A 19,560-nucleotide genomic window follows, 5' to 3' on the forward strand; every position below is an offset into this window, starting at 1 on the left:
CCAGCACCCAAGCCCCAGTAGCCCTCATGGTGAGGCGCTTTGCGCAAGCAAAGCCTCGAACCACGAGGGCGTGGCACTGGTTCATCAGAGCGCGCCCCGAGCCGCCAAAATGTCCTTCAGCCGCGGATCATGCCTCGAAATCGAAGTCACCGTCATCGGACGGCATCGCCAGTGGCCTATTGACCGAACTTGAGATCACAACAATCTCGATCTCTGATCGCCGGATGCGGTAATCGTAGAAATAGCCGTCCCGAACGAACCGGCGCAGGCCCGGAACGGGCAGCCCCTCGTCCGAAAAGCCGGCTTCGCCAAAGCTCGCGAGATCTCTCCTGACCGACTTTACCCTGTCCAAAAAATGCTCCGCTGCGGGCCGGCTGTGCTGGCGCAGATACGCCGCTTCATGCCGCACATAGTCGGCCGCATTCCTCGAAAGCCGGACTTTCATCACGCAGCATTGCCGCGGACGATCTGCTCCACCTGCGCGATAACGTCGTCCATATCCTCGGACTCGCCACTATCGAGTTGCGTAATTCCATCTGCGACATTGAGGATTTCAGCACCTTCGCTGGCCAGATAGAGCCGCATGGCGCGTACCATCACCCAACTGCGCGACCGATCCGACGTTTCCGCGATCCGCTCGATTGCTTTCAGAATGTCCAGCGGCAGCCGGAGCGTGATGGGGTCGGAAAGCTGTGGTTTTGACATGGGCACTCCAGGTTCAAAATACAGCGTATTACAAAAATGCATCGCAGCAAAGAGCTACCGCTTCTTCCGCAAAAACCCCACCATCCGCCACATCCGCTCCCGCCCTAGCACCACAATCACCGCACTATAACTCGCCGCCGCGATACCCACTGTCGCCACCAGCCGCAATACCGGCTCAGTCTCCCCCACTTCCCGCTGCACCAGCCACCCCGCGCCCCACATCACCGCGGTCGCCAGCACCGGCAGGGCGAACGATCGCAGATAGCCAAAAATCGAAATGCCCAGCAGCCGCACCACCATGTGCAGCGTCGGCATCCACATCAGCGCATTGAGCACCACCAGCGACACCGTTAGCGGCAATAGGCCCCAGCCCGCAAACAGGAAGACGTAAAGCACCGTCACCACCTGCTTGCTCAGCACATAGTAGAACCACAGGTCCGCCTGCCCCTGGCTGCGGATCAGCGAGGCCTGCAATATCCCTACCGCCGTCAGCACGCCCAGCGCACAAAAGGCCTGCACCACCGGCACGGCCTCGATCCAGTGCGCGCCAAAAGCGAGCGGAATGAGATCGCCCGCCACCAGCGCCAGCCCCGCAAAAACCGGAAACGCCACAACTGAGGACGCAAAGGTCCCCAGCAGATAAGCCTCGCGCAACTTCGCCTTCTCCCCCTGCATCGAGGACAGCAGCGAATAGGACACAAGGTTCAGCGCCCCCGAAAGCAGATCGGTGAGAATCTGAAAAATCCGCCGCGCAAAGCCATAGATACCCAGCCCCGCCGGCCCCAGCAGCGCCCCAATAAGCAGCTGATCCAAACTGATCGTCGTGATGAAGTGGTTCCCCGTCGAAAACAGCCCAAAGGCCTTCAAATCTCCCAGCGCCCGGAGGTCGAACCGCAAACCCGGCCGCCAGCGTGCCGCGATCAACGCCCCGACACAGGTCGTCACCGACCCCGCCAATTGCGAAGCCGCCAGCGCCCAAAGCCCGAACCCGGCCCACAACAGCCCAAGGCAAACCATTGCCGCAACGAGAGACGCCGCCGTCGTCCGCAGCGCCAGCATGCGAAACGACATGGTGCGCACAAGCAGCGCATTGGGCACTGCCGCCGCCATATCGAAAATCACCCGCGCCGAAATGAACGGCACCAGCGCCGTCAGCAGCGGATCGCCCGATGACGACGCAACAAACGGCGCCGCCACACAGAGCGCACCAAAAATAACAACCGCCGCCCCGACACACAGCCAGAACACCGTATCGAGGTGCTTTGCCTCGATATCCGTCCGCTGGATCAGCGCCTCGCGAAACCCCGCCGGCGCCACTGCCAGCCCCACGGTCGCAATGCTCGCCGCAAAGGCAACAATCCCGAACTCAGCGGGAGTAAGCACCCGCGAGGTCGCCAGAAACACCAGAAACCCGAGCAGAGCCGGCGCCAGACTGCTGACAAGCGACCACATCGTGCCCTTGATCGCAGCCGAAGCCCGGCCCGATTTCAGATGACCGAGCCGTTTGCCTCCCGTCTCTGCCACAACGGTCATGCGCTGTGCCGCAATCCATCGCGCGAGGCGACAAAGCGCTCGAATTCCGGCGTCACCCGCCCGAGCACACGGATCACCAGCCCGCGTAGCCGCAGTTTCGCAGCCTCCACCGGGGAAACATGCGGCATGATCCCCTGCCCCAGCAGCGCCTTGCCCACATTCACCGCCCGCACACCAATCGGGGTCGCAAATCGCGTATCGGTCAGAAATCGCGCCCGCTGCTCCGCGCTAGCCTCGGTCCAAACCCGCTGCCGCAGCGCCTGCACGGCCCGCTTCAAGTCCAGCTCCCGCCGCAGATAGCCCGCATTCAACTCCGCATTGCGCGTCGTCTGTTCGGCATTTTCCGCCCACACCGCCAGTGGCTCCATGGCCACATAGACCGGCTCCACCACCGAATAGGTCCGCAGATATTCCTGCAGCGTCGCCGTGCAGCCATATTGGATTTCGAGCGGCGATTTCGCCCTCAGCGACCAGAAGAGCCCGCCATTGGAAACCCCGATCCCCGCCAGAAGCGCCATGCGGAAATCGCCCGCCTCATAAAGCCCCTCGGTAAAAAGCTCGTCGAGCACGCCGATATCCCCGACATGCGCCCGCTCCGTGCCGCTGGCATATTCAAAATACTGATTGCGCAGCACGATCTCGACACCCTCGCTCCGCGCCAATGCGATATTGGCCGCGCAGAACTCGGGCAGGATGAAATTGTCATCCTCAACCACGCAGAAGAACTCCGCCCCATGCGGATTGTCCGCCGAAAAGCAGTGATCGATATTTTTGGAGGCAAAGAGCTGCGGCGTGTTCGCCGTATAGCGGATACGCGCGTCCCCGATCGCGGCCACCACCGACCGCGCCGCCTGCTCGGGGTCGTCGTCATAGACGTCGCAGACCCAATGCGGCCAGGATTGGTCGATCATCGAATAGAGCGCGCGGCGCAGCGCCTCGGGACGCTTATAGGTCGGCGTGCGGAAGTGGACGAGGCCGGGCTGGTACTCGGACATGGCTGAATAAACCTCCAGGACGGCGCCTTGCGGGCGCAGCGGATTGGGCGCGGAGGGCAGAGAGCCCCTGCGCGGCATAAATGAGGGTGGCAATGCCCATGATCGAGCGGATGGAGAATTCGAAGAACACCTCCACCTCGATGAAGCTCCGCAGGATCATCAGCGCCTGCAAAGCCAGCAGCAGCGCATTGGCCGCATTGGGCCGGGCAAAGGTATAGGCACCCATGAGAAAGGCCCCGCCATAAATGATGGCGATCTGCAATATCAGCCCGACCAGCCCGATCTCGACGGCATTGGAAATATAGGTGTTGTGAAAATTGAACCCCGCGCCCGAAGGCACGTCGAACATGGCCCAAAGCTCCTCGGCCGGCGCAAAGCCGATCACCCAGAACGAGCGATAGCCCAGCCCCTGCAACGGCCGTTCGGCAATAAAGCTCAGCCCCGTCGCCCAGAGATCGGTGCGCCCCGTCAGCGTCGCATCCTTGCCCGAGCCTTCCAGCACTTCGGCCAAGAGAGTATCGCCCGCCACCATGATCAGCAGCGCCAGCGCCGCCCCCACGATGACAAGCATCACGACCACGAACAGTTTTTGCATGCCGCTCAGCCGCGAAATCAGCAGCGTCAGCACAATGATCGCCATACAGGGCGCGAGCATCAGAATGGCGCCAGCAGACTGGGCCAGCGCTAAAAGCGGCCCGGACAGAACCGCGCCACCCACCGCCAGGAGCCGCAGCATAACCGGCGAATTCCGATCCGCCGCCACCGCCACCGACACCAGTGCAAAAACCGCGATATGCGCCGCCACCGCGTTCTTGCTGCCGAACGCTCCGACCCAGGCCCCACCAAGACCGGTCTTGCCAAAGGCGAGACTAGCCACCACGCCGATGCCATAGACGATGAACATCAACCGCATCAGCGTCGACGTAGACACCCGCCCCGTGATCACCACGGCCACCGCGACGGTAAACGCCAGTTGCAAGCCATAGCGTAGCGAATTGGACGGATAGAGCGACCACAGCGAAGTCAGCATGCAATAGGCCGGCAGCAGCAGCACCGGCCACCACCGCCGCAAACTCTCAAGACTTTGCGCCGGATTGCTGACGATCAGCAGCGCCCCACACCCCATGAATGCCAGCGCCGCCAGTGACCCGAGCATGGCATTAAGCACCAGCGCCGCAAAAGCGCCGAAGGTCAGCAAAGTCGCCATGTTGATGGTCACGCGCCCGGGCACTTGCATCAGGACGCCTCCGCCATTTCCGGCGCTGCAACAATCGCCTCGGGAATGAACCCGGCGGCATAGCGCCCCGCCGCATCGAGCGGAATGCAGCGCACCGCCCCCGTCCCACGCCGTGCCGCCAACCCACGCCAGACATCGCGCAGCGCAGGCGCCGCCCAGTCCGTCAGCGATACCGGCACATAGGCCGGCACCATCTCGCCCGCCCCCGCGCCGAGCACCAGCACCGGCGAAGGCAACGCCGCCTGTACCGGGGCCGCACGCCGCTGCCGCCCTTCGGCAAACGAAGCCCACAACCGGCGCAGATGCCCTGGATGCCGCGCCACCAGCGCCAGCGCCGAACCCAGCCGCCGCTGCTTCACGCTCGCCACCAGCCGCTCATAACTCAGCCCATGCTGCAAACCGGCAATCCGCCGCTCAAACGCAGCCTTCAGTCTTGCATCAAGCGGCCCGAACGCCCCAACCAGCGCCTTCTGCCGCCCAACCATGGCCTCCATATCCGCGACCGACAGCCGGTGCGAAATCGACCCCGAATGCCGGCGATAGAGATAAAACGGCTCCGGCACGATCAGCATTCGCGCGCCCTCAAGCAACAGCCGCAGGATCAGATCGAAATCCTCCCCGATCCGCAGGCTTTCGTCATAACGAACCGCCTTCAGCCGCGCCGCCGAGATCAGCGGCTTCAAATAACCCAGTGCCGGGGTGCCATCCGTCCCCGCCAACACCCAGCGCTCGGCCGAAACGAGGAAACTCCGCTCCACCCCCTCGCCCAGCATCAGCCGCGGCGCCGAGCCATCCTCGAAAAACAGCAACAGATCATCGGCGACGATATCGGCATCATACGCCGCCGCCGCCGCCAGCAGCCGCTCGAACCGTTCAGGATGAATGATGTCATCGGAATCAACCACGGCGATCCAGCGCCCGCGCGCCATATCCAGCGCCCGATTGCGACACCGCGCCGGCCCGCCATTGGCATCGGCCGTGACAAGCTTTATCCGCCCGTCGATTTCCATCAGCCGCCGCACATGGGCGAGGCTATCGTCCCCCGAGCCATCGTCGCTGACGATCACTTCGAGATCGCCAACACTCTGCCGCAGCACCGAATGGAGGGCATGAACGATCTTCTCGCCCGCCTCGAAATTGGCCATCACCACCGAAATCAGTGGCGCGGCCCCGGCGGAAACTTCAGGCAATATCGGCATCGGCCGCAGCCGTTTCAGCTTGCGCCCCGTCGAGCTGCCCGATCAGCGCGGAAAACTTCTCCATCTGCGCTTCGAGCTGCGCCACGCGCTTGCGCGCATTGGATGCACTTTGCTCGGCCGTGCGGATCACCGCCTCGTCGGCCGCCGCCCGCGTCCCATATTCTTCCGATGTATCGAGCATGGTCGCCGCCTGGGCATAATACATGCTCATGCGCTGCTTCAGCCCGTCGCGTTCGCGGCGGGCATCGGCCAGCGCCATCAGAATGGCATTGCGCACGGTTTCGGTGCGGGCCTGGTCCGTCTCGGCGTCCCGGCCCGGATTACGGGTGCGAAACGCACCCGGTCGAAGCGAAAGAATGGCCATGGCAAACTCCTATCGGCTGCCTGAACGCAGGGCGACAACCCTCACGGTCTTGAGAAGAATGACCATGTCACCGGTAAAGCTCCATTCGCGCACATAGGTGCTGTCGAGCTGCACCCGCTGGTCATAGCCCACATCGCTGCGGCCGCTGACCTGCCAGAGCCCGGTAATCCCCGGACGCACGGCCGAATAGTGTTCGATATCATCGGCATAGCGCACGACTTCGTCCTCGACGATCGGCCGCGGCCCGACAAGGCTCATATCCCCGCGAATGACGTTGATCAGCTGGGGCAGTTCATCGAGGCTCGTCACGCGCAAAAACTGCCCGAGCCGGGTAATCCGGGGATCGTTGCGCAGCTTTTGCGTCTCTTCCCATTCGGCCCGCGCCTGCGGAAACAGTTCGAGGTGACGCTGCAGCGCCTCCTGGGAATTGACCACCATGGAGCGGAATTTGAGGCACCGGAACCGGCGCCCGTTGAGCCCGAGCCGCTCATGGCCGAAAAAGATCGGCCCGCGGTCGGTCGAAAACATGATGACGGCAATGAAGAACATGGCCGGCAGCGCAAAGATCAGCATCGTGGAGGCAGCAACCACATCGAAAGCACGTTTGGCGACGCCCCCGCGGGGCATGCCGGCTTTGCGCGGATAGGTAGTTTCGCCGATGTCGGCATTGATGATCGACATGATGTTCTCTCTCGCAGAATGGACTTGCGAAGAAAGGCAGCAGAGCCCGCCTTTTTCCTAGCGTGCGGAAGGGGTCGCTGAAGCGCCATGCGCTCAGTCGAAACCGGGTTTCTCACTCATCTCTGATGCACCCCGAACACTGGTCCGGAGACGCCGCATTTGCTGTCGACGGCATGTGGCTTGCCGCGACCTATGGTGAACCAAACATGACGGGAGATGCGTATCAACGTCGTGAATGCATGGCTGACATGCAGCCATGCAGCCACAAAATCGCCTCACCGGCAGACCGCAAAACGTGGCAAATCAAGCTCTTAAGAAGAACCTGAACTTTAGGACAGGGATATACTGAAATCGTTGCCGCTCGCCCGCGATTTCGCGGCGCAAACAAGTAACCATGCATAGAATTGGCCGTATAGCGGCCGCTGCCTTAAAGGCTGAAGAGGAAGACGACGCCGTTCCACATGAGATAGATGCCGACCCAGGCGAGGGCCATAATGCCCACCGCAACCAGCCCCCAGGGCCATGGAAAGGGCGTGCGCTGGCCAGCATTGGCGGACCCCGCCAGCGGCACCTTGCGGGCCGCGCCGTCCTCGGGCCTCTCACCGTCCACGTCATCCTCCATCCGGCGGGCATTCTTGTCCGGCGGCCCTCATTGCAGCCGCAGCCATTTTCCTACCAGTCCCCGGTAAATATACCCCTCCCACCCAGATTAAAATACGCCCGGTCATCACGACTGCGTACCGGCCCCATTTGGTAGCGATTTTCCTCGGCCGCCCGGGGCTCGCCTTTACTTGCACCTGCTCACGCAGACTCAAGAACAACTACGAACTATATCGCATTACTGCCCGCGCCAAAACGAAACCAATTCGTCATAATGGCGCTTATGTGACCAATTGCTCTGAAATTGGGCAAAATGAATCGAGAGCAAAACTGCAATCGAGCCATGCGATGCCGGAACCCGTTTTGGCTGGATCGACTTGGGTCTACATGCTCCAATTCACCCTGTTGTTACCCTCAATCAGGAGAAAGCCATGGTAAAACGTGTAAGAACTGCCGTTTTCCCGGTCGCTGGCCTCGGAACACGTTTCCTGCCGGCCACCAAGGCCATGCCGAAAGAGATGCTGACGGTCGTCGATCGTCCCCTCATTCAATATGCAGTGGACGAAGCGCGCGAGGCGGGAATCACCCACTTCGTTTTCGTCACCGGCCGCAACAAGGGCGTCATCGAAGATCACTTCGATCGCCAGTTCGAACTTGAGACGACGCTCGAAACCCGTGGCAAGACTGCCGCCCTCGAAGCGCTGCAAAGGGACCTTCCCTCCGCCGGCCGCACCAGTTTCACCCGCCAGCAGGAGCCGCTCGGCCTCGGCCACGCCGTCTGGTGCGCCAGGGATATCGTCGGCGACGAACCCTTCGCCCTCCTCCTTCCAGACATGCTGTTCAAGAGCCGCCGCGGCGTGCTCAAGCAGATGATGGAAGCCTATGAGGAAATCGGCGGCAATATCATCGCCGTCGAGGAAGTGCCGCACCAGGACGTGTCCTCCTACGGCGTCGTCGGCCGCGGCGACGGCACCGATGCCGGCTTCCGCATCACCGACATGGTCGAAAAGCCCAAACCCCAGGATGCTCCCTCGAACCTCATCATTTCGGGCCGCTATATCCTCCAGCCCGAAGTCTTCAATCTCCTCGCCGATCAGCCCCGCGGCGCGGGCGGCGAAATCCAGCTCACCGACGCCATGCAAACCCTGATGCGCTCCCAGCCCTTCGCCGGCGTCAAATATGAAGGCCAATCCTTCGACTGCGGCTCCAAGGTCGGCTTCCTCACCGCCAACGTCGCCTACGCCCTCGACCGCGACGACATCGCCGAAGGCTTCCTCGCCTCCCTCAACAAACTCGGCCTCCACACCGCCCTCATCGACGGCATGAAAATCGCAGCGGAATAACCAAAACAGGCCCGAAAAGCATTCATCTGATCGCTTTTCGGGCACTCCACGCCCACCGCGTCATTCCCGCGAAAGCGGGAATGACGCGGCGGTAAGAACTGAACAGCCCACGTCGGAACCCACAAACGAATGGGCCACCCGGATCACCCGGGCGGCCCATTCGTTTGAGACCTGAAACCAAAGTAGCCCTCATGGTGAGGTGCTTTGCAAAGCAAAGCCTCGAACCACGAGGGCGTGGCAGAACAGAAAAGTCGCGCAGCGACACCTTTCCCTTCGGGGGTGAGGTCGGCCCGCAGGGCACACCGAATTCGCTTGCGAATTCGGTTGGGGTGAGGGGGCCTTTTGGAGAACCATGAGGCTATCATTTCGGTAAAACGAATGAGCCGCCCGGACCAACCGGGCGGCTCATTCTGTTGAAGCACATCTGAATATCTGTCAGAAATTGCCATCCGCCATAGCTCAACTAGCAATAGCGCAGAGGCATCCCATGACCAGTCGAGCAAGGTCCAAGCTGCACAGAATACGCCTCTCAGCGCTTGATGCTGCTATTGCCAGAGGTCTAGCCGACGCTGATGCAGGGCGGGTGCGACCGGTGCACCAGGTGGCGGAACGACTTGCCGCCAAGTACCGGGCCCAAATAGATGGACCGAGCACAGTGGCCCGGCCCTCGTCGAAAACACAAAGACCGTGAAAGCGCCGACTAACCCTGCGCCCCCTCGGCCTCCTTCGCCGCCCGCGTCTCACCGCGATACGCAAACCGCTCCAGCCCGCCAATATCGGTAAACTTCGGCAGCGTCCCGAGATCGACCTTGTTCAGCACCACCCCGACCACGTGGTCCGCCAGCTCCGGCTCGCGCTCGAACACGCCGCGCACCAGGCGCCTTGGGGTTTTGCCCCATTCGGTCACCAGCACGCTCGCATCGGTCAACGGCAACACCGATAGCGCATCGATCACCGGCCCAAGCGCGGGCAGGTCCATGATGACATAGTCGAACTGCCCCCGCGCCTCGGCCAGCAGTTTTTGCATGGCAATGCTCGACAGATCCCCGCCGCCCGCTTCCGGCGCGCTGGCCGAAAGCATGACGAGCCCGGTTTCAAGATCCGTCGTCGCGGCATTGCGCCAGTCGCCCTGCTGCGATGGCATGATCCGCGTCGGAATACCGTTCCGCCGGTCGCCAAGATCGGCATCGAGCAGCAGCACCCGCGACCCCATCGCCGTCAGCATTTCCGCAAATGACAGCGCAAAGGTCGATTTCCCCTCGTTGGGCAAGACCGAAAGCACACCGACCACCGCCGTGCCGCGATCCGATACCGGCTGCAACACCAGCCGCGTCGATTTCAACGCCTCGGCATAGGGCGCACCCCAACGCCGCCCGACACGCGTGCCAAGCGCACCGCGCACCAGCGCCCGAATAGTCCTTTGCCTTGCCTCAGCGCTGTCACCCCGCCCGATCTGCAGCTTCGGCATATAGCCCAAAAACCGCATCCCCAGTTCGCGCCGCACCTGTGCCCCGGTGCGGAAACCGCTCTCGCGCAACTCGTTGAGCACACCCAGCACCGCACCAAAAAAGCACCCGGCGATCACCGCGGCCGCCAGAATGATCATCGTCCTCGGGCTCGATGGCTGCTCGGGCAACAGTGCATCGGTCACGATACGAACCGACGGAATGGGGAAACTCTGCCGCTGCACCGCCTCCTCATAACGCGCCAGATAGCTGTTATAGAGCGTGCGCAACGCGTCCGAGCGCTGCTGCAATTCGTTGAGCCGCACCTGCTCCTGCCCGATGGCGCCGGCGCTCTGCCCCTCGGTATTGATATCGGCCCGCAGCCCCGCTTCCTGCTGCTGGGCAATGGCCAATTGCGTGCGATATTGCTGGTCGAGATTTTGCAGCAGCGCAAAAATGCGATTGTCGAGCGCACCCTTTTCCGCCTTCAGCCGCACCAGTTGCGGATGATCGGCGCCATAGCTGGCCTCCACCTCGGCAATCCGGCTCGTCAGCGTCGCCACCTGATTGCGCAGCAGCGAAATCTCGGCCGGATCAGTCTGGGCCCCGCTTAGCAGCGCCACCGAACTGGACGCCGTCTCCGGCCCCGCCGCCACCACGGCACCAACTTCAGCCGACAGCGCCCGCAGCCGCGCACTCTCCGCCTGCGCCTCCGCCAGCTTGGTAGACAGGCTTTCGATGCGCTGCTTGGTCAGATCGCGGTCCTGCCCCACGGAGAGCCCCGTTTCCTGCCGATACTGCTCGATGGCGACAATGGCCTGCCGCTGGCTTTCGCCAATTTCGGCCAGGCGCTGCTGCAGCCAGTCCGCCGCCGCGCCCGTCGCCTCCAGTTCGGCATTCAGCTGATCCTGCAGCAGCGCCGTGCCATAGGCCTGGGCAATCCGCTGCGCCAGTTCCGGCGTCGCCGCTTCAAAGCCAACGCGAATGAGCGAACTGCGCCCCATGCGATCAACCACCACATTGGCGCGCAACATGCCCACCACCTCATCAAGGCTCGCCTCCAGCGCCACCGGCTGCGTCCGCGGCCCAAGCCCGATCAGCGATTTCACTCGCTGGCTGAATGATGGCGGCGGATTGAGAAATTCCTGATCCGTCATCAGGTTCTCAGCCTCAGCCACGGCTTTGGCCACACGGCTCGAGCGCAAAACCTCGATTTGGTTGAGCACTTGCGCCTCAAGATCGGTGGCGCTGGTGGACGTCGCGTCCCCACTCGTCACCTGCTCGAGCTTCTTGTCGATCAGGATTTGCCCCGCCGAGAGATAGCTCCGCGGCGCCATGGCCAGGTAAAACCCGGCCAGCACCACCATCACAGCCACACAAAGCCCCAGCACCAGCGCCTGCCGCCTAATCAGCGAAAAAATCCGATCGAGATCGATGGTCTTGAGGTCCGATGGCTGCGGCGCCACCATTTCGGGATAGATGTTCTTTTCAAGCATTTTTTGTCCTTGGCGCTAGAGCGCTTTCAGGAAAAGTGGCCCCCGGTTTTCCGGTTCGAAAGCGCGGCAAAACGACTCGCTCAGGAAGCGGCCGGCTGGCCGTAATGTTCAGCTTGCGTGAGGCCAAGAATGCCCCCCGCCACGCCCATATGGAGCACCGCGCGCAGCCAGTTACGGCGCCGCGATACCGGCGAAAAAACCGTCAGTCCGGCCATCACACAGCAATAGGAAATCTTGGCGACAACCACCGGCAGCCGCTTGAGCCGCGCCCCGCCCAGCAGCATGCCATGGGTCTGCCCAAACCGCAGGCGGCGCTTGGTCAGCCAATCCATCGACGCCCGCGCCGCTGGCACCGGCTCTTCGACCACCGCCTCGGGCGCATAGTCGATTGTCCCGCCCAGCCCCGTCAGCCGGTAGAAAAAGTCCGTATCCTCTCCGCCCGACCGGCCCAGAGCCGTATTGAAGCGCAGCGCCCGGAACGGCGCCACCCAGCGGATCAGCACATTGCAGGTATAGCCCGTGCGGATTTCCCCGCCGACGAACACCGGCAGCGTCGAGTGAAAATCCCCCTCGACCATCCAGTCCGGCGCATCCGGCGCATAGATCGCCCGCACCGGCCCCAACACCGCCGCCGCGCCACTCGCCTGCGCCTTTTCGAGCAAAGCCCTGAGCCAGCCTTCGCTCACCACCTCGTCGTCATCGACAAAGGCAATGAAATCGCCATCCGCCGCCTCAAGGCAGGCATTGCGCGCCACGCAAATATTAGCCGCAGGCGCATGCACATAGGTGAGCATCATGCCCATTTCCGTCCGCAGCGCTTCGACCCGCTCGCGCGCCGAAGGCACCTCGTCATTGTCAGCCACGATCACGCGCAACTCATGCACGCCACGGTCGAGCCGCGCCACCGAGCGCAGCGTTTCGACCAGAAACGGCCGCCGGAAAGTGCAGATACAGATATCGATCCGAGCCATGTGGCCTCACACGGTTTCGCGCCGGAACGGGCGCTCAATGAGATGCAGCCAAAACCCCGACGACCAGGCGAAATGCATGATCATCGCGGCCCAGCCAACGAGCGGCGACAGCACCATCGGCGTGCCATATTCGGGATAATGCTTGCGCGCCGCAGCCATGCCGAGCGCGATGCACCCCACACCCCAAAGCGCCAGCGGAATGAGAAAAGCCCAGTGCCAGATCGACAGCACGGCCAGGAGCACCACCGGCAAAATCGCCAACGGCGCCATCTGCCGCAACCGTGGCCGCATCCGATGCTTCAAAATATTGCGCGCCCTGCCCCCGCCATAGCCAAAATACTGCCGGAACAGCCCGCCCATGGTCGAGCGCGGATAATAAATCATCCCCGTCCGCTCGGTCAGCCAGATCGTGTGCCCCTTGGCCCGCAGCCGGAAATCGAGTTCCGCGTCCTCATTGGCCCGAAAACTTTCGTCATAGCCACCGACCTGCCGGAAGGCTTCCACGCGCATCAGCGCATGATGCCCATGGTCCACCGGCCCGCTACCAAGCCCCATCCGATGCGCCGAACCACCCGTTCCGATCGGCGAATTCTGCGCCGTCGCCACCGCCCGCTGAAACGCCGCGTGCCCCTTGGTCGTCATCGGCACCACGACGCTGGCGACGCCGCGCTCTTCCGCCTCGGCCACCAGCGTCCGGCAGAAATCATCGGGGTAGGTCCCATGCGCATCGATGCGAATGAGATAATCCACCCCATCGCCAAACTGGGTCACAGCGAGGTTAATCGCCGCCGACTGTATCCGCCGCGGATTGTGCATCAAAACCACCCGCGGCGCCTCCACCGCCCGCACCAGCACAATATCCCGCGTCCCATCAGTGCTGCCGCCATCGGCCACGACGATACGCGCATCCAACGCCTCCGCCTCGGCCAGCAGCAGATCGAGCAGCGGCCCGATATGCCGGCTTTCGTTCAGCGTCGGCACGATGATCAGAACCCGCCCGCTCATGCCGCCAACTCCGTCTCTCGTTTGATTCCGGCGACACCCGCCAGCCGCGCCACCAGCGCCGCGCATTCCTCCGCCTCGCAGCGAAATGCCCGCGTGCCCACCGCCGCAACAGCTGCAGCCCGCCCGCGCAGCCGCTCCGGCGTCATCCCGGCAAAAAGCGTTTGCAGCGTCTGCGGTTCGATATCGGGAATGACGACGCCAATCCCATGCCGCTCGACAAAGGCCGCCGTCTCGGTGCCCTTGAGCGCAATCGGGATCGCCCCATTCAGGCACCCCTCATAAATCCGGTTTGGCAGCAGCCAGGCCGAATTCTGCCCCTCTTCGAAAAAGTCCACGGCCCAGACCAGATGCACGTCCGAATAAATCTCGGGCAGATCGTCGGGATAAAGATAAGGCCCACCAAAGGACATATGCGGCGCCGCCGCCACGTCCCGGTGAAAATCCTCAAATTCCGTCAGCGCCGGCCGTCCGCCGAGGATCACCTCCAGCTTGCCGTCAAGTGCCCGCGAAACGCCTTCTAGCGCCGCGAGGGATTTGCGGCACCGCAGCGCCCCGAACCAGCCAAGCCGCACCGGGCCATCAACACCATCCAGCGCCGGATTGCGCCCGACCACATCATGATCAGGCGCAAAAACCTTGTTCTCGAGCAGCAGCGCCGGCGGCGCCCCCTGCTCGTCAAAATAGCGCTCCAGAAAAGCCGGCGAACTGGTGATGAGAAGATTAGCCCGCCGCATCAGCCGTTGCTCCACGGCCCGCATGCCCCGCCCCAGCCGGTCCTGCCGAAGCATCAACCGATGGATATCGAGGCATTCATAGACCAGCGCCGGCGGCTCATCCCAAAGCGACAGCAGCCCCTCGGCCACCGCCAGCATTTCGAGATTGCGCGCAATGATCACATCGGGCCGCGCCAGGACCTTGGCCCAGCGCTTGACCCCGTAGCGCGCCTTCAGCGTCGCCAGCAGCCGCTGCAACATGCGCGCGTCATGGGTAATATCGAGTTCGACCACGGTCTCGGCCGGCAGATCCGCCAGCGGCGCATCGGCGCGACGAAACCCGGCTATTTCCACCTCGGCGCCACCGAGGCGCAGCATAGCCAGCCGCCGCGCTACCGCGGGGTCGGAGAGATTGTGGACCAGGTAGAGAATTCTCGGCAAACCCGCATCTCCTATCCCAAGCTAAGTGCCCAAGTGGAGATGCTGGAAGCCATGCGGTCAACGCGACCCAGAGGGACGAAGCGCTGCACCCAGCGCATGCCCCAAAGCCGCCACAATTGAACCGCGGCACAAGCGAGCTTTACGGAGGTTTGCCTTACCAAGACCACCTTCTATCGCCGCATTTTTTCGGTTCTTCCCGCTCTTTCACGCAAAAATCCCCGCTCGCGCGGGGATTTTCAGGTCCTATCGAAATTACAGCAGATCGCTTTTATCCCTCTCCAAGAGGCCTCATGGTGAGGTGCTTTGCGGAGCAAAGCCTCGAACCACGAGGTCGAGCGAGTGGAGGCTTCGTGCCACGCTCATCGCCTGGCGCGCAGCGCTCTAATGCCCCGTACCGCCAATCAACCTCTGCCGAATGGCGGTGCTCATATTATCGAACAAAAACACCACCAGCAGGATCAGCAGCACCATATAGGCCACCTTGTCCCAGTCCGAATTGGTGCCCATCGACTCCAGCAGCTTGAGCCCGATACCCCCCGCCCCCACCGCGCCGATCACCGTGGCCGAGCGCGTATTGCTCTCCCAGAAATACAGCGACTGCGACACGAACACCGGCAGCACCTGCGGCACGACGCCATAGCGGTTGACCGAGGCCGGGCTCGCGCCCACCGATTTCATGCCCTCGCGCTGCTTGTCGTCCACATTCTCCAACGCCTCGGCATAGACCTTCCCCAGCGCGCCGGTATCGGTAAAGAAAATCGCCGCAATGCCGGGGATCGGGCCGGGCCCAAAACCGCGGGTGAAAAACAGCGCCCAGATCAACATATCGACCGAGCGGATGAAGTCGAAAAACCGCTTCATCATCCAGTTGGTCGTCCGGTTCGGCGTAATCGTCCGCGCCGCAAAGAAGGCCAGCGGAAAGGCCAGCAGCGTCGCCATCAGCGTACCGACAAAGGCCATCACCAGCGTCTGGAACAGCTTTACGAGAATATCCGCATGCTGCCAGGCCTGATTGTTGAGCCACTGGTTGAGCACATATTGCGCGTTGCTCATCTCGGGATTGACCCGGTCGCCCGAAAACATCAGCCCGATTGAAGAGAACAGGTCATTCCCCCACAGCGGCGATTTCGTATCGTAAAGAAAGTTCGCCCAGCCAAGGAACCGGCGCTGCACCGCCACCTGATTGGCGCGGATTTCCGCCTGCCCCTCAAAGCCATAATCGACAATCACCTTCTGGCGATCCTGCACAATCGCCGCCGGCACACCTTCCGGCGCCACCGCGGCATCACCCGTTATGGTCACCGGCCAGACTTCGCCATTGATATAGACGTCCACCTGCGTGGTCGAAATATCGAGCCGATCCGCCTCGCTGCCAAACGTCGCCGTCACGCTGCCATCATCATGCGGCGTCAGCCAATCAATCGTCGCACCAGCCGGATATTGCCCACGGCTCGACCATTGCGCCGTCACCGCCCCATCTTCGCCAAACCGCAGCCGCGGCTGGGCGCGCCAGCTATACCAGTCCTGCACATAGATCGAGGCGCGATCCCATTTGCCGTTCTGCAGCGCCGGCCCGACATTGAAGAAGAACCAGCAGAAAACGAGATAGAGCGCCGCCGCCGCAATCCCGACGATCAGCCCGTGGCGCTTGAAAAACGAGGTTTTAAAAACCTCGGGAAATTTCTGTTCGAGCCGAGCGCGCTCGGCAGCACTGATCGCTGACATTTTCAGACGCTCGCCTTTCCGAAATTGAGACTTGCATTGCCCACCAGCCGCCCCCGCAGCCAGCCCGAAAACTGGTCGATGGCAATGATGGTCACGAGCAGCAGGATAATGATCGCATAGGTCTGCGCCGCATAATCGCGCCCGATCGAGAGCCGAAACACCTCGCCAATACCGCCGCCGCCCACCGCCCCGATAATGGTCGAAGCGCGCACATTGATCTCCATGCGCAACAGCCCATAGGACACGAAATTGGGCATCACCTGCGGCACGATGGCGTAGCGCACGCGCTCCAGCCAACTCGCCCCCACCGATTTCAGCCCCTCGTCAGGCTTCATGTCGGCGTTCTCAACGACCTCGAAAAACAGTTTTCCGAGCGCCCCGACCGTATGCAGCGACACCGCCGCAATAGCCGCAATCGGCCCGATCGACAGCACCGCCGTAAGCAGCCCCGCGATGACGATTTCCGGAAAAGCCCGCATCACTTCCATGATGCGCCGAACCACCCACCGCACCGCCCCCGCGCCAACCAAATTGGTGGCCGCGAAGAAGCACAGGCAAAACGCAAAGGTCCCACCAATGATCGTCGAAACCACGGCGATATTCACCGTAACGATCAGCTGGTAGATGAAATTCGGGATATAGATCGTGTCGGTCAGATAGATATTGCTCGACGTATAATCGTACTTCGCCGAGCCATCGAAATAGGGCGACTCCAGCCCAAACATGGCGCGAAAGATCTCAAGGGGATCGCGCGGCATGAAATTCTTGATGAAGTCGAACATATAGGGAAGCCGTTCGAAGAACTTCCCCGAATTGGCCGAATTGGCATAGGACATCGCCGCCAACAGCGCGACCAGCACCCCGGCCACGACAAGGATCGTATAAACCCGCCGCGTCATAACCTGACTGCGATAATGCTGCAGCAGCGTCGCGCCCGCCGGCGAAAGTCCAGTCGAACTATGAGTGGTATCGGCCATGGGCAGGAGCTTTCCAAACTCTCGATGTCACCCCGGCGAAGGCCGGGGCCCATCCTGAGATCTCAAGATGGATCCCGGCTCAAGGCCGGGATGACACCGAGTGAGGGAATGGGGAGGCGACGACGCCGAAGCATCGCCACCAGGGAACAGAAGATTAACCGCCGATCACCGACTTACGCGCGTCGATGATGGTCTGATAAAGCGGCTGACCAGCATCGACGAAGTTGGTATAGCCACCAGCGGTGAACGCGTCGAAGCAGTCGAAATCGGCTTCCGGCAGGCCCTTGAAGAAGGCGGTGACCTTGGCCTTCATGTCGGCGCCGAGCTTGTTGGAAACCATCAGCGGGCCGTTCGGGATGATCGGCGACTGCCAGACTTCAACCAGGTCGTCCATATCGAGGAGACCCTTATCGACCATGATGCGCAGGTTCCCCGAAGTATAACCTTCCGAGAATTCGCCCTGGCCCGAACCAAAGGTGGTGCCAACATCCCAGGTGCCATCGAGAACGCCGAGCACGAGGTTTTCGTGGCCGCCGCCAAAGCCGGTTTCGCTGTAGAATTCAGCGATCGGCATGCCGAGATCGGCCGGCAGGGCAACGTTGGGGATCAGGAAGCCCGAGGTGGAATCGGGATCGGCAAAGCCAAGCTTCTTGCCCTTGGTCGAAGCGAGATCGGTGATCCCACTGTCAGCGCGCGCCACCATGATCGTGTGGTAGCCGGTCGAACCATCGGCCTGCTGGGTCGTCAGCACCGGGTCAACGGCTTCCGGATCCTGCAGGTAGATCGCGGCATAGGACGAAGCGCCCATGATGGCGATATCGATAGTGCCGCCAAGCAGGCCCTGGATGATGCCGTTATAGTCGGGCGAGGGGAAGAACTGGACTTCCGAAACGCCGGTTGCAGCCTTCAGCGGCTCGGCAACGCATTCCGAACGGCGCAGCTGATCGGCTTCGTTTTCGCCGCCATCAAGACCGATGCGCAGAACAGTCACGTCCTGGGCAAAGGCAGCGGTCGACATCGAGAGGGCCACGGAGGCCAGGAGCAGTTTCGAAAACGCGGACACGGGAAGTCTCCTTTGGTGACGCGGGATGGGTCTACGGCCTGAAACCGTTGGACTTAGGGAGCCTGCTGCGCGTTGGTCGGCGTACGCGGCAGGAATTTCACCGGCGCGATCGAGGTCGAAGTCATGGCTTCCGAAAAAGCCTCCTTCAGACCATCGGCGCCGTAGATGGTGCGAGCGACATCGGTCGTCAGCTCGTCGGGCGTGCCGTCGAAAACCACCTGCCCCTGCGCCATGCCCACGATGCGCTCGCAATAAGCGCGCGCCGTATCGAGCGTGTGGAGATTGGTGATGACGGTGATGCCCTCGGCATTGATGTCACGAAGCGAGTCCATGACGATCTGCGCATTGCGCGGATCAAGGCTGGCGATCGGCTCATCCGCCAGGATCATTTTGGGGTTCTGCATCAGCGCCCGCGCAATCGCCACGCGCTGCTGCTGACCACCCGAAAGCGTCTGGGCCCACTGCATCGCCGTCTGCGCAATGTCGAGCCGCTCCAGCGCCTTCAGCGCCTCAAGCTGCTCGTCCGGGGTAAAAACCTGCAAGAGGTTCAGCACCGGATTGCGGCCATTGAGCCGCCCGAGCATCACGTTGGTGATAACATCGAGGCGCGGCACGAGATTGAACTGCTGAAAAATCATGGCGCAATCGCGCTGCCATGAGCGCAGCGCCGCGCCCCGCAACTCCGACGTCTTCACGCCCTCATATTCGATATAGCCCGATGACACGTCGTTAAGACGGTTGATCATGCGCAGCAGCGTCGATTTGCCGGCGCCCGAGCGGCCGATAATCCCGACCATCTGCCCCTGCGGAATTTCGAGCGTCACATCATTGACGGCGACCTTGTCACCGAAGCGTCGTGTAACGTGCGAAATCTTGAGCATGCCTGGCGCCCCGCCTTTGTGATGGGGGACACCTAAGGGGGGTACGTAACGTCAGCATAACGGTTGGGTGACGGTTCCATGACTGTGCACGGGACAGTGGCGGTGGCACGCCCTCGTGGTTCGAGGCTTTGCTGGCGCGAAGCACCTCACCATGAGGGCTACTTATAGGCCGGCCTTCAAGTAGCC

At 62.1% G+C, this 19,560-nt stretch carries 18 protein-coding genes; 1 reads left to right on the forward strand and 17 read right to left on the reverse strand.

Annotation, left to right across the window (positions count from 1 at the left end):
• Positions 1 to 127 precede the first annotated feature (127 nt).
• The 9 genes from ASD83_RS10130 to ASD83_RS10170 all read right to left on the reverse strand — a co-directional run bounded on the left by ASD83_RS10130 (position 128) and on the right by ASD83_RS10170 (position 7,324).
• Positions 128 to 445, reverse strand: coding sequence for a type II toxin-antitoxin system RelE/ParE family toxin (locus ASD83_RS10130; protein WP_056310512.1), 318 nt, complete (start codon positions 443 to 445; stop codon positions 128 to 130).
• A complete protein-coding gene (locus ASD83_RS10135) occupies positions 445 to 705 on the reverse strand; it encodes a CopG family ribbon-helix-helix protein (protein ID WP_056310515.1) in 261 nt (86 codons plus the stop codon). Before ASD83_RS10135 ends, ASD83_RS10130 begins: the two co-directional genes overlap by 1 nt.
• Before the next feature lie 54 nt (positions 706 to 759).
• Positions 760 to 2,238 carry a lipopolysaccharide biosynthesis protein gene (locus ASD83_RS10140; RefSeq protein WP_056310516.1) on the reverse strand — a complete coding sequence of 493 codons (1,479 nt, stop codon included), beginning with the start codon at positions 2,236 to 2,238 and terminating at the stop codon, positions 760 to 762.
• Positions 2,235 to 3,233, reverse strand: coding sequence for a glycosyltransferase (locus ASD83_RS10145; protein ID WP_056310518.1), 999 nt, complete (start codon positions 3,231 to 3,233; stop codon positions 2,235 to 2,237). The genes ASD83_RS10140 and ASD83_RS10145 overlap by 4 nt, the downstream gene beginning before the upstream one ends.
• Entirely contained in the window at positions 3,184 to 4,470 is a 1,287-nt protein-coding gene (locus ASD83_RS10150; RefSeq protein ID WP_056310520.1) for an O-antigen ligase family protein, read from the reverse strand. Before ASD83_RS10150 ends, ASD83_RS10145 begins: the two co-directional genes overlap by 50 nt.
• Complete coding sequence (locus ASD83_RS10155; protein ID WP_162249150.1) at positions 4,470 to 5,660, reverse strand: glycosyltransferase family 2 protein; 1,191 nt, start codon at positions 5,658 to 5,660, stop codon at positions 4,470 to 4,472. Before ASD83_RS10155 ends, ASD83_RS10150 begins: the two co-directional genes overlap by 1 nt.
• Positions 5,653 to 6,033, reverse strand: a complete 381-nt coding sequence (locus ASD83_RS10160) for a hypothetical protein (RefSeq protein WP_056310524.1) — start codon at positions 6,031 to 6,033, stop codon at positions 5,653 to 5,655. The genes ASD83_RS10155 and ASD83_RS10160 overlap by 8 nt, the downstream gene beginning before the upstream one ends.
• A 9-nt stretch (positions 6,034 to 6,042) precedes the next feature.
• On the reverse strand, positions 6,043 to 6,714 hold the full coding sequence (locus ASD83_RS10165) for a sugar transferase (RefSeq protein ID WP_056310526.1): 672 nt from the start codon (positions 6,712 to 6,714) through the stop codon (positions 6,043 to 6,045).
• Positions 6,715 to 7,141: 427 nt separating this feature from the next.
• Positions 7,142 to 7,324, reverse strand: a complete 183-nt coding sequence (locus tag ASD83_RS10170; RefSeq protein ID WP_156385914.1) for a hypothetical protein — start codon at positions 7,322 to 7,324, stop codon at positions 7,142 to 7,144.
• Between the two features lie 421 nt (positions 7,325 to 7,745).
• Here ASD83_RS10170 and galU point away from each other — a divergent pair, with 421 nt between their 5' ends.
• A complete protein-coding gene (galU, locus tag ASD83_RS10175) occupies positions 7,746 to 8,657 on the forward strand; it encodes a UTP--glucose-1-phosphate uridylyltransferase GalU (RefSeq protein WP_056310529.1) in 912 nt (303 codons plus the stop codon).
• Between the two features lie 700 nt (positions 8,658 to 9,357).
• Here the strand turns inward: galU and ASD83_RS10180 are convergent.
• The 8 genes from ASD83_RS10180 to phnC all read right to left on the reverse strand — a co-directional run bounded on the left by ASD83_RS10180 (position 9,358) and on the right by phnC (position 19,374).
• A complete protein-coding gene (locus ASD83_RS10180) occupies positions 9,358 to 11,598 on the reverse strand; it encodes a Wzz/FepE/Etk N-terminal domain-containing protein (RefSeq protein WP_056310531.1) in 2,241 nt (746 codons plus the stop codon).
• A gap of 80 nt (positions 11,599 to 11,678) precedes the next feature.
• Positions 11,679 to 12,569 carry a glycosyltransferase gene (locus ASD83_RS10185; protein ID WP_056310533.1) on the reverse strand — a complete coding sequence of 297 codons (891 nt, stop codon included), beginning with the start codon at positions 12,567 to 12,569 and terminating at the stop codon, positions 11,679 to 11,681.
• 6 nt (positions 12,570 to 12,575) lie between these two features.
• Positions 12,576 to 13,574 carry a glycosyltransferase family 2 protein gene (locus ASD83_RS21115; RefSeq protein ID WP_056310535.1) on the reverse strand — a complete coding sequence of 333 codons (999 nt, stop codon included), beginning with the start codon at positions 13,572 to 13,574 and terminating at the stop codon, positions 12,576 to 12,578.
• Positions 13,571 to 14,728, reverse strand: coding sequence for a hypothetical protein (locus ASD83_RS21120; protein ID WP_056310537.1), 1,158 nt, complete (start codon positions 14,726 to 14,728; stop codon positions 13,571 to 13,573). Before ASD83_RS21120 ends, ASD83_RS21115 begins: the two co-directional genes overlap by 4 nt.
• A gap of 381 nt (positions 14,729 to 15,109) precedes the next feature.
• Positions 15,110 to 16,453, reverse strand: coding sequence for a phosphonate ABC transporter, permease protein PhnE (gene phnE, locus ASD83_RS10200; RefSeq protein WP_056310540.1), 1,344 nt, complete (start codon positions 16,451 to 16,453; stop codon positions 15,110 to 15,112).
• Between the two features lie 2 nt (positions 16,454 to 16,455).
• On the reverse strand, positions 16,456 to 17,430 hold the full coding sequence (gene phnE / locus ASD83_RS10205; RefSeq protein WP_056310541.1) for a phosphonate ABC transporter, permease protein PhnE: 975 nt from the start codon (positions 17,428 to 17,430) through the stop codon (positions 16,456 to 16,458).
• A 154-nt stretch (positions 17,431 to 17,584) separates the two neighbouring features.
• Positions 17,585 to 18,493 carry a phosphonate ABC transporter substrate-binding protein gene (phnD, locus tag ASD83_RS10210; protein WP_082561102.1) on the reverse strand — a complete coding sequence of 303 codons (909 nt, stop codon included), beginning with the start codon at positions 18,491 to 18,493 and terminating at the stop codon, positions 17,585 to 17,587.
• 53 nt (positions 18,494 to 18,546) lie between these two features.
• On the reverse strand, positions 18,547 to 19,374 hold the full coding sequence (gene phnC, locus ASD83_RS10215; protein WP_056310543.1) for a phosphonate ABC transporter ATP-binding protein: 828 nt from the start codon (positions 19,372 to 19,374) through the stop codon (positions 18,547 to 18,549).
• Positions 19,375 to 19,560 lie beyond the last annotated feature (186 nt).

The sequence above is a fragment of the Devosia sp. Root685 genome, from assembly GCF_001427875.1.
Taxonomy (GTDB): Bacteria; Pseudomonadota; Alphaproteobacteria; order Rhizobiales; family Devosiaceae; genus Devosia.

Bases quoted from the DNA above. Each gene is read 5' to 3' on its own strand.
- ASD83_RS10130 (WP_056310512.1), bottom strand. From the start codon at position 445: ATGAAAGTCCGGCTTTCGAGGAATGCGGCCGACTATGTGCGGCATGAA.
- ASD83_RS10135 (WP_056310515.1), bottom strand. From the start codon at position 705: ATGTCAAAACCACAGCTTTCCGACCCCATCACGCTCCGGCTGCCGCTG.
- ASD83_RS10140 (WP_056310516.1), bottom strand. From the start codon at position 2,238: ATGACCGTTGTGGCAGAGACGGGAGGCAAACGGCTCGGTCATCTGAAA.
- ASD83_RS10145 (WP_056310518.1), bottom strand. From the start codon at position 3,233: ATGTCCGAGTACCAGCCCGGCCTCGTCCACTTCCGCACGCCGACCTAT.
- ASD83_RS10150 (WP_056310520.1), bottom strand. From the start codon at position 4,470: ATGCAAGTGCCCGGGCGCGTGACCATCAACATGGCGACTTTGCTGACC.
- ASD83_RS10160 (WP_056310524.1), bottom strand. From the start codon at position 6,033: ATGGCCATTCTTTCGCTTCGACCGGGTGCGTTTCGCACCCGTAATCCG.
- ASD83_RS10165 (WP_056310526.1), bottom strand. From the start codon at position 6,714: ATGTCGATCATCAATGCCGACATCGGCGAAACTACCTATCCGCGCAAA.
- galU (WP_056310529.1), top strand. From the start codon at position 7,746: ATGGTAAAACGTGTAAGAACTGCCGTTTTCCCGGTCGCTGGCCTCGGA.
- ASD83_RS10180 (WP_056310531.1), bottom strand. From the start codon at position 11,598: ATGCTTGAAAAGAACATCTATCCCGAAATGGTGGCGCCGCAGCCATCG.
- ASD83_RS10185 (WP_056310533.1), bottom strand. From the start codon at position 12,569: ATGGCTCGGATCGATATCTGTATCTGCACTTTCCGGCGGCCGTTTCTG.
- ASD83_RS21115 (WP_056310535.1), bottom strand. From the start codon at position 13,574: ATGAGCGGGCGGGTTCTGATCATCGTGCCGACGCTGAACGAAAGCCGG.
- phnE (WP_056310540.1), bottom strand. From the start codon at position 16,453: ATGTCAGCGATCAGTGCTGCCGAGCGCGCTCGGCTCGAACAGAAATTT.
- phnE (WP_056310541.1), bottom strand. From the start codon at position 17,430: ATGGCCGATACCACTCATAGTTCGACTGGACTTTCGCCGGCGGGCGCG.
- phnC (WP_056310543.1), bottom strand. From the start codon at position 19,374: ATGCTCAAGATTTCGCACGTTACACGACGCTTCGGTGACAAGGTCGCC.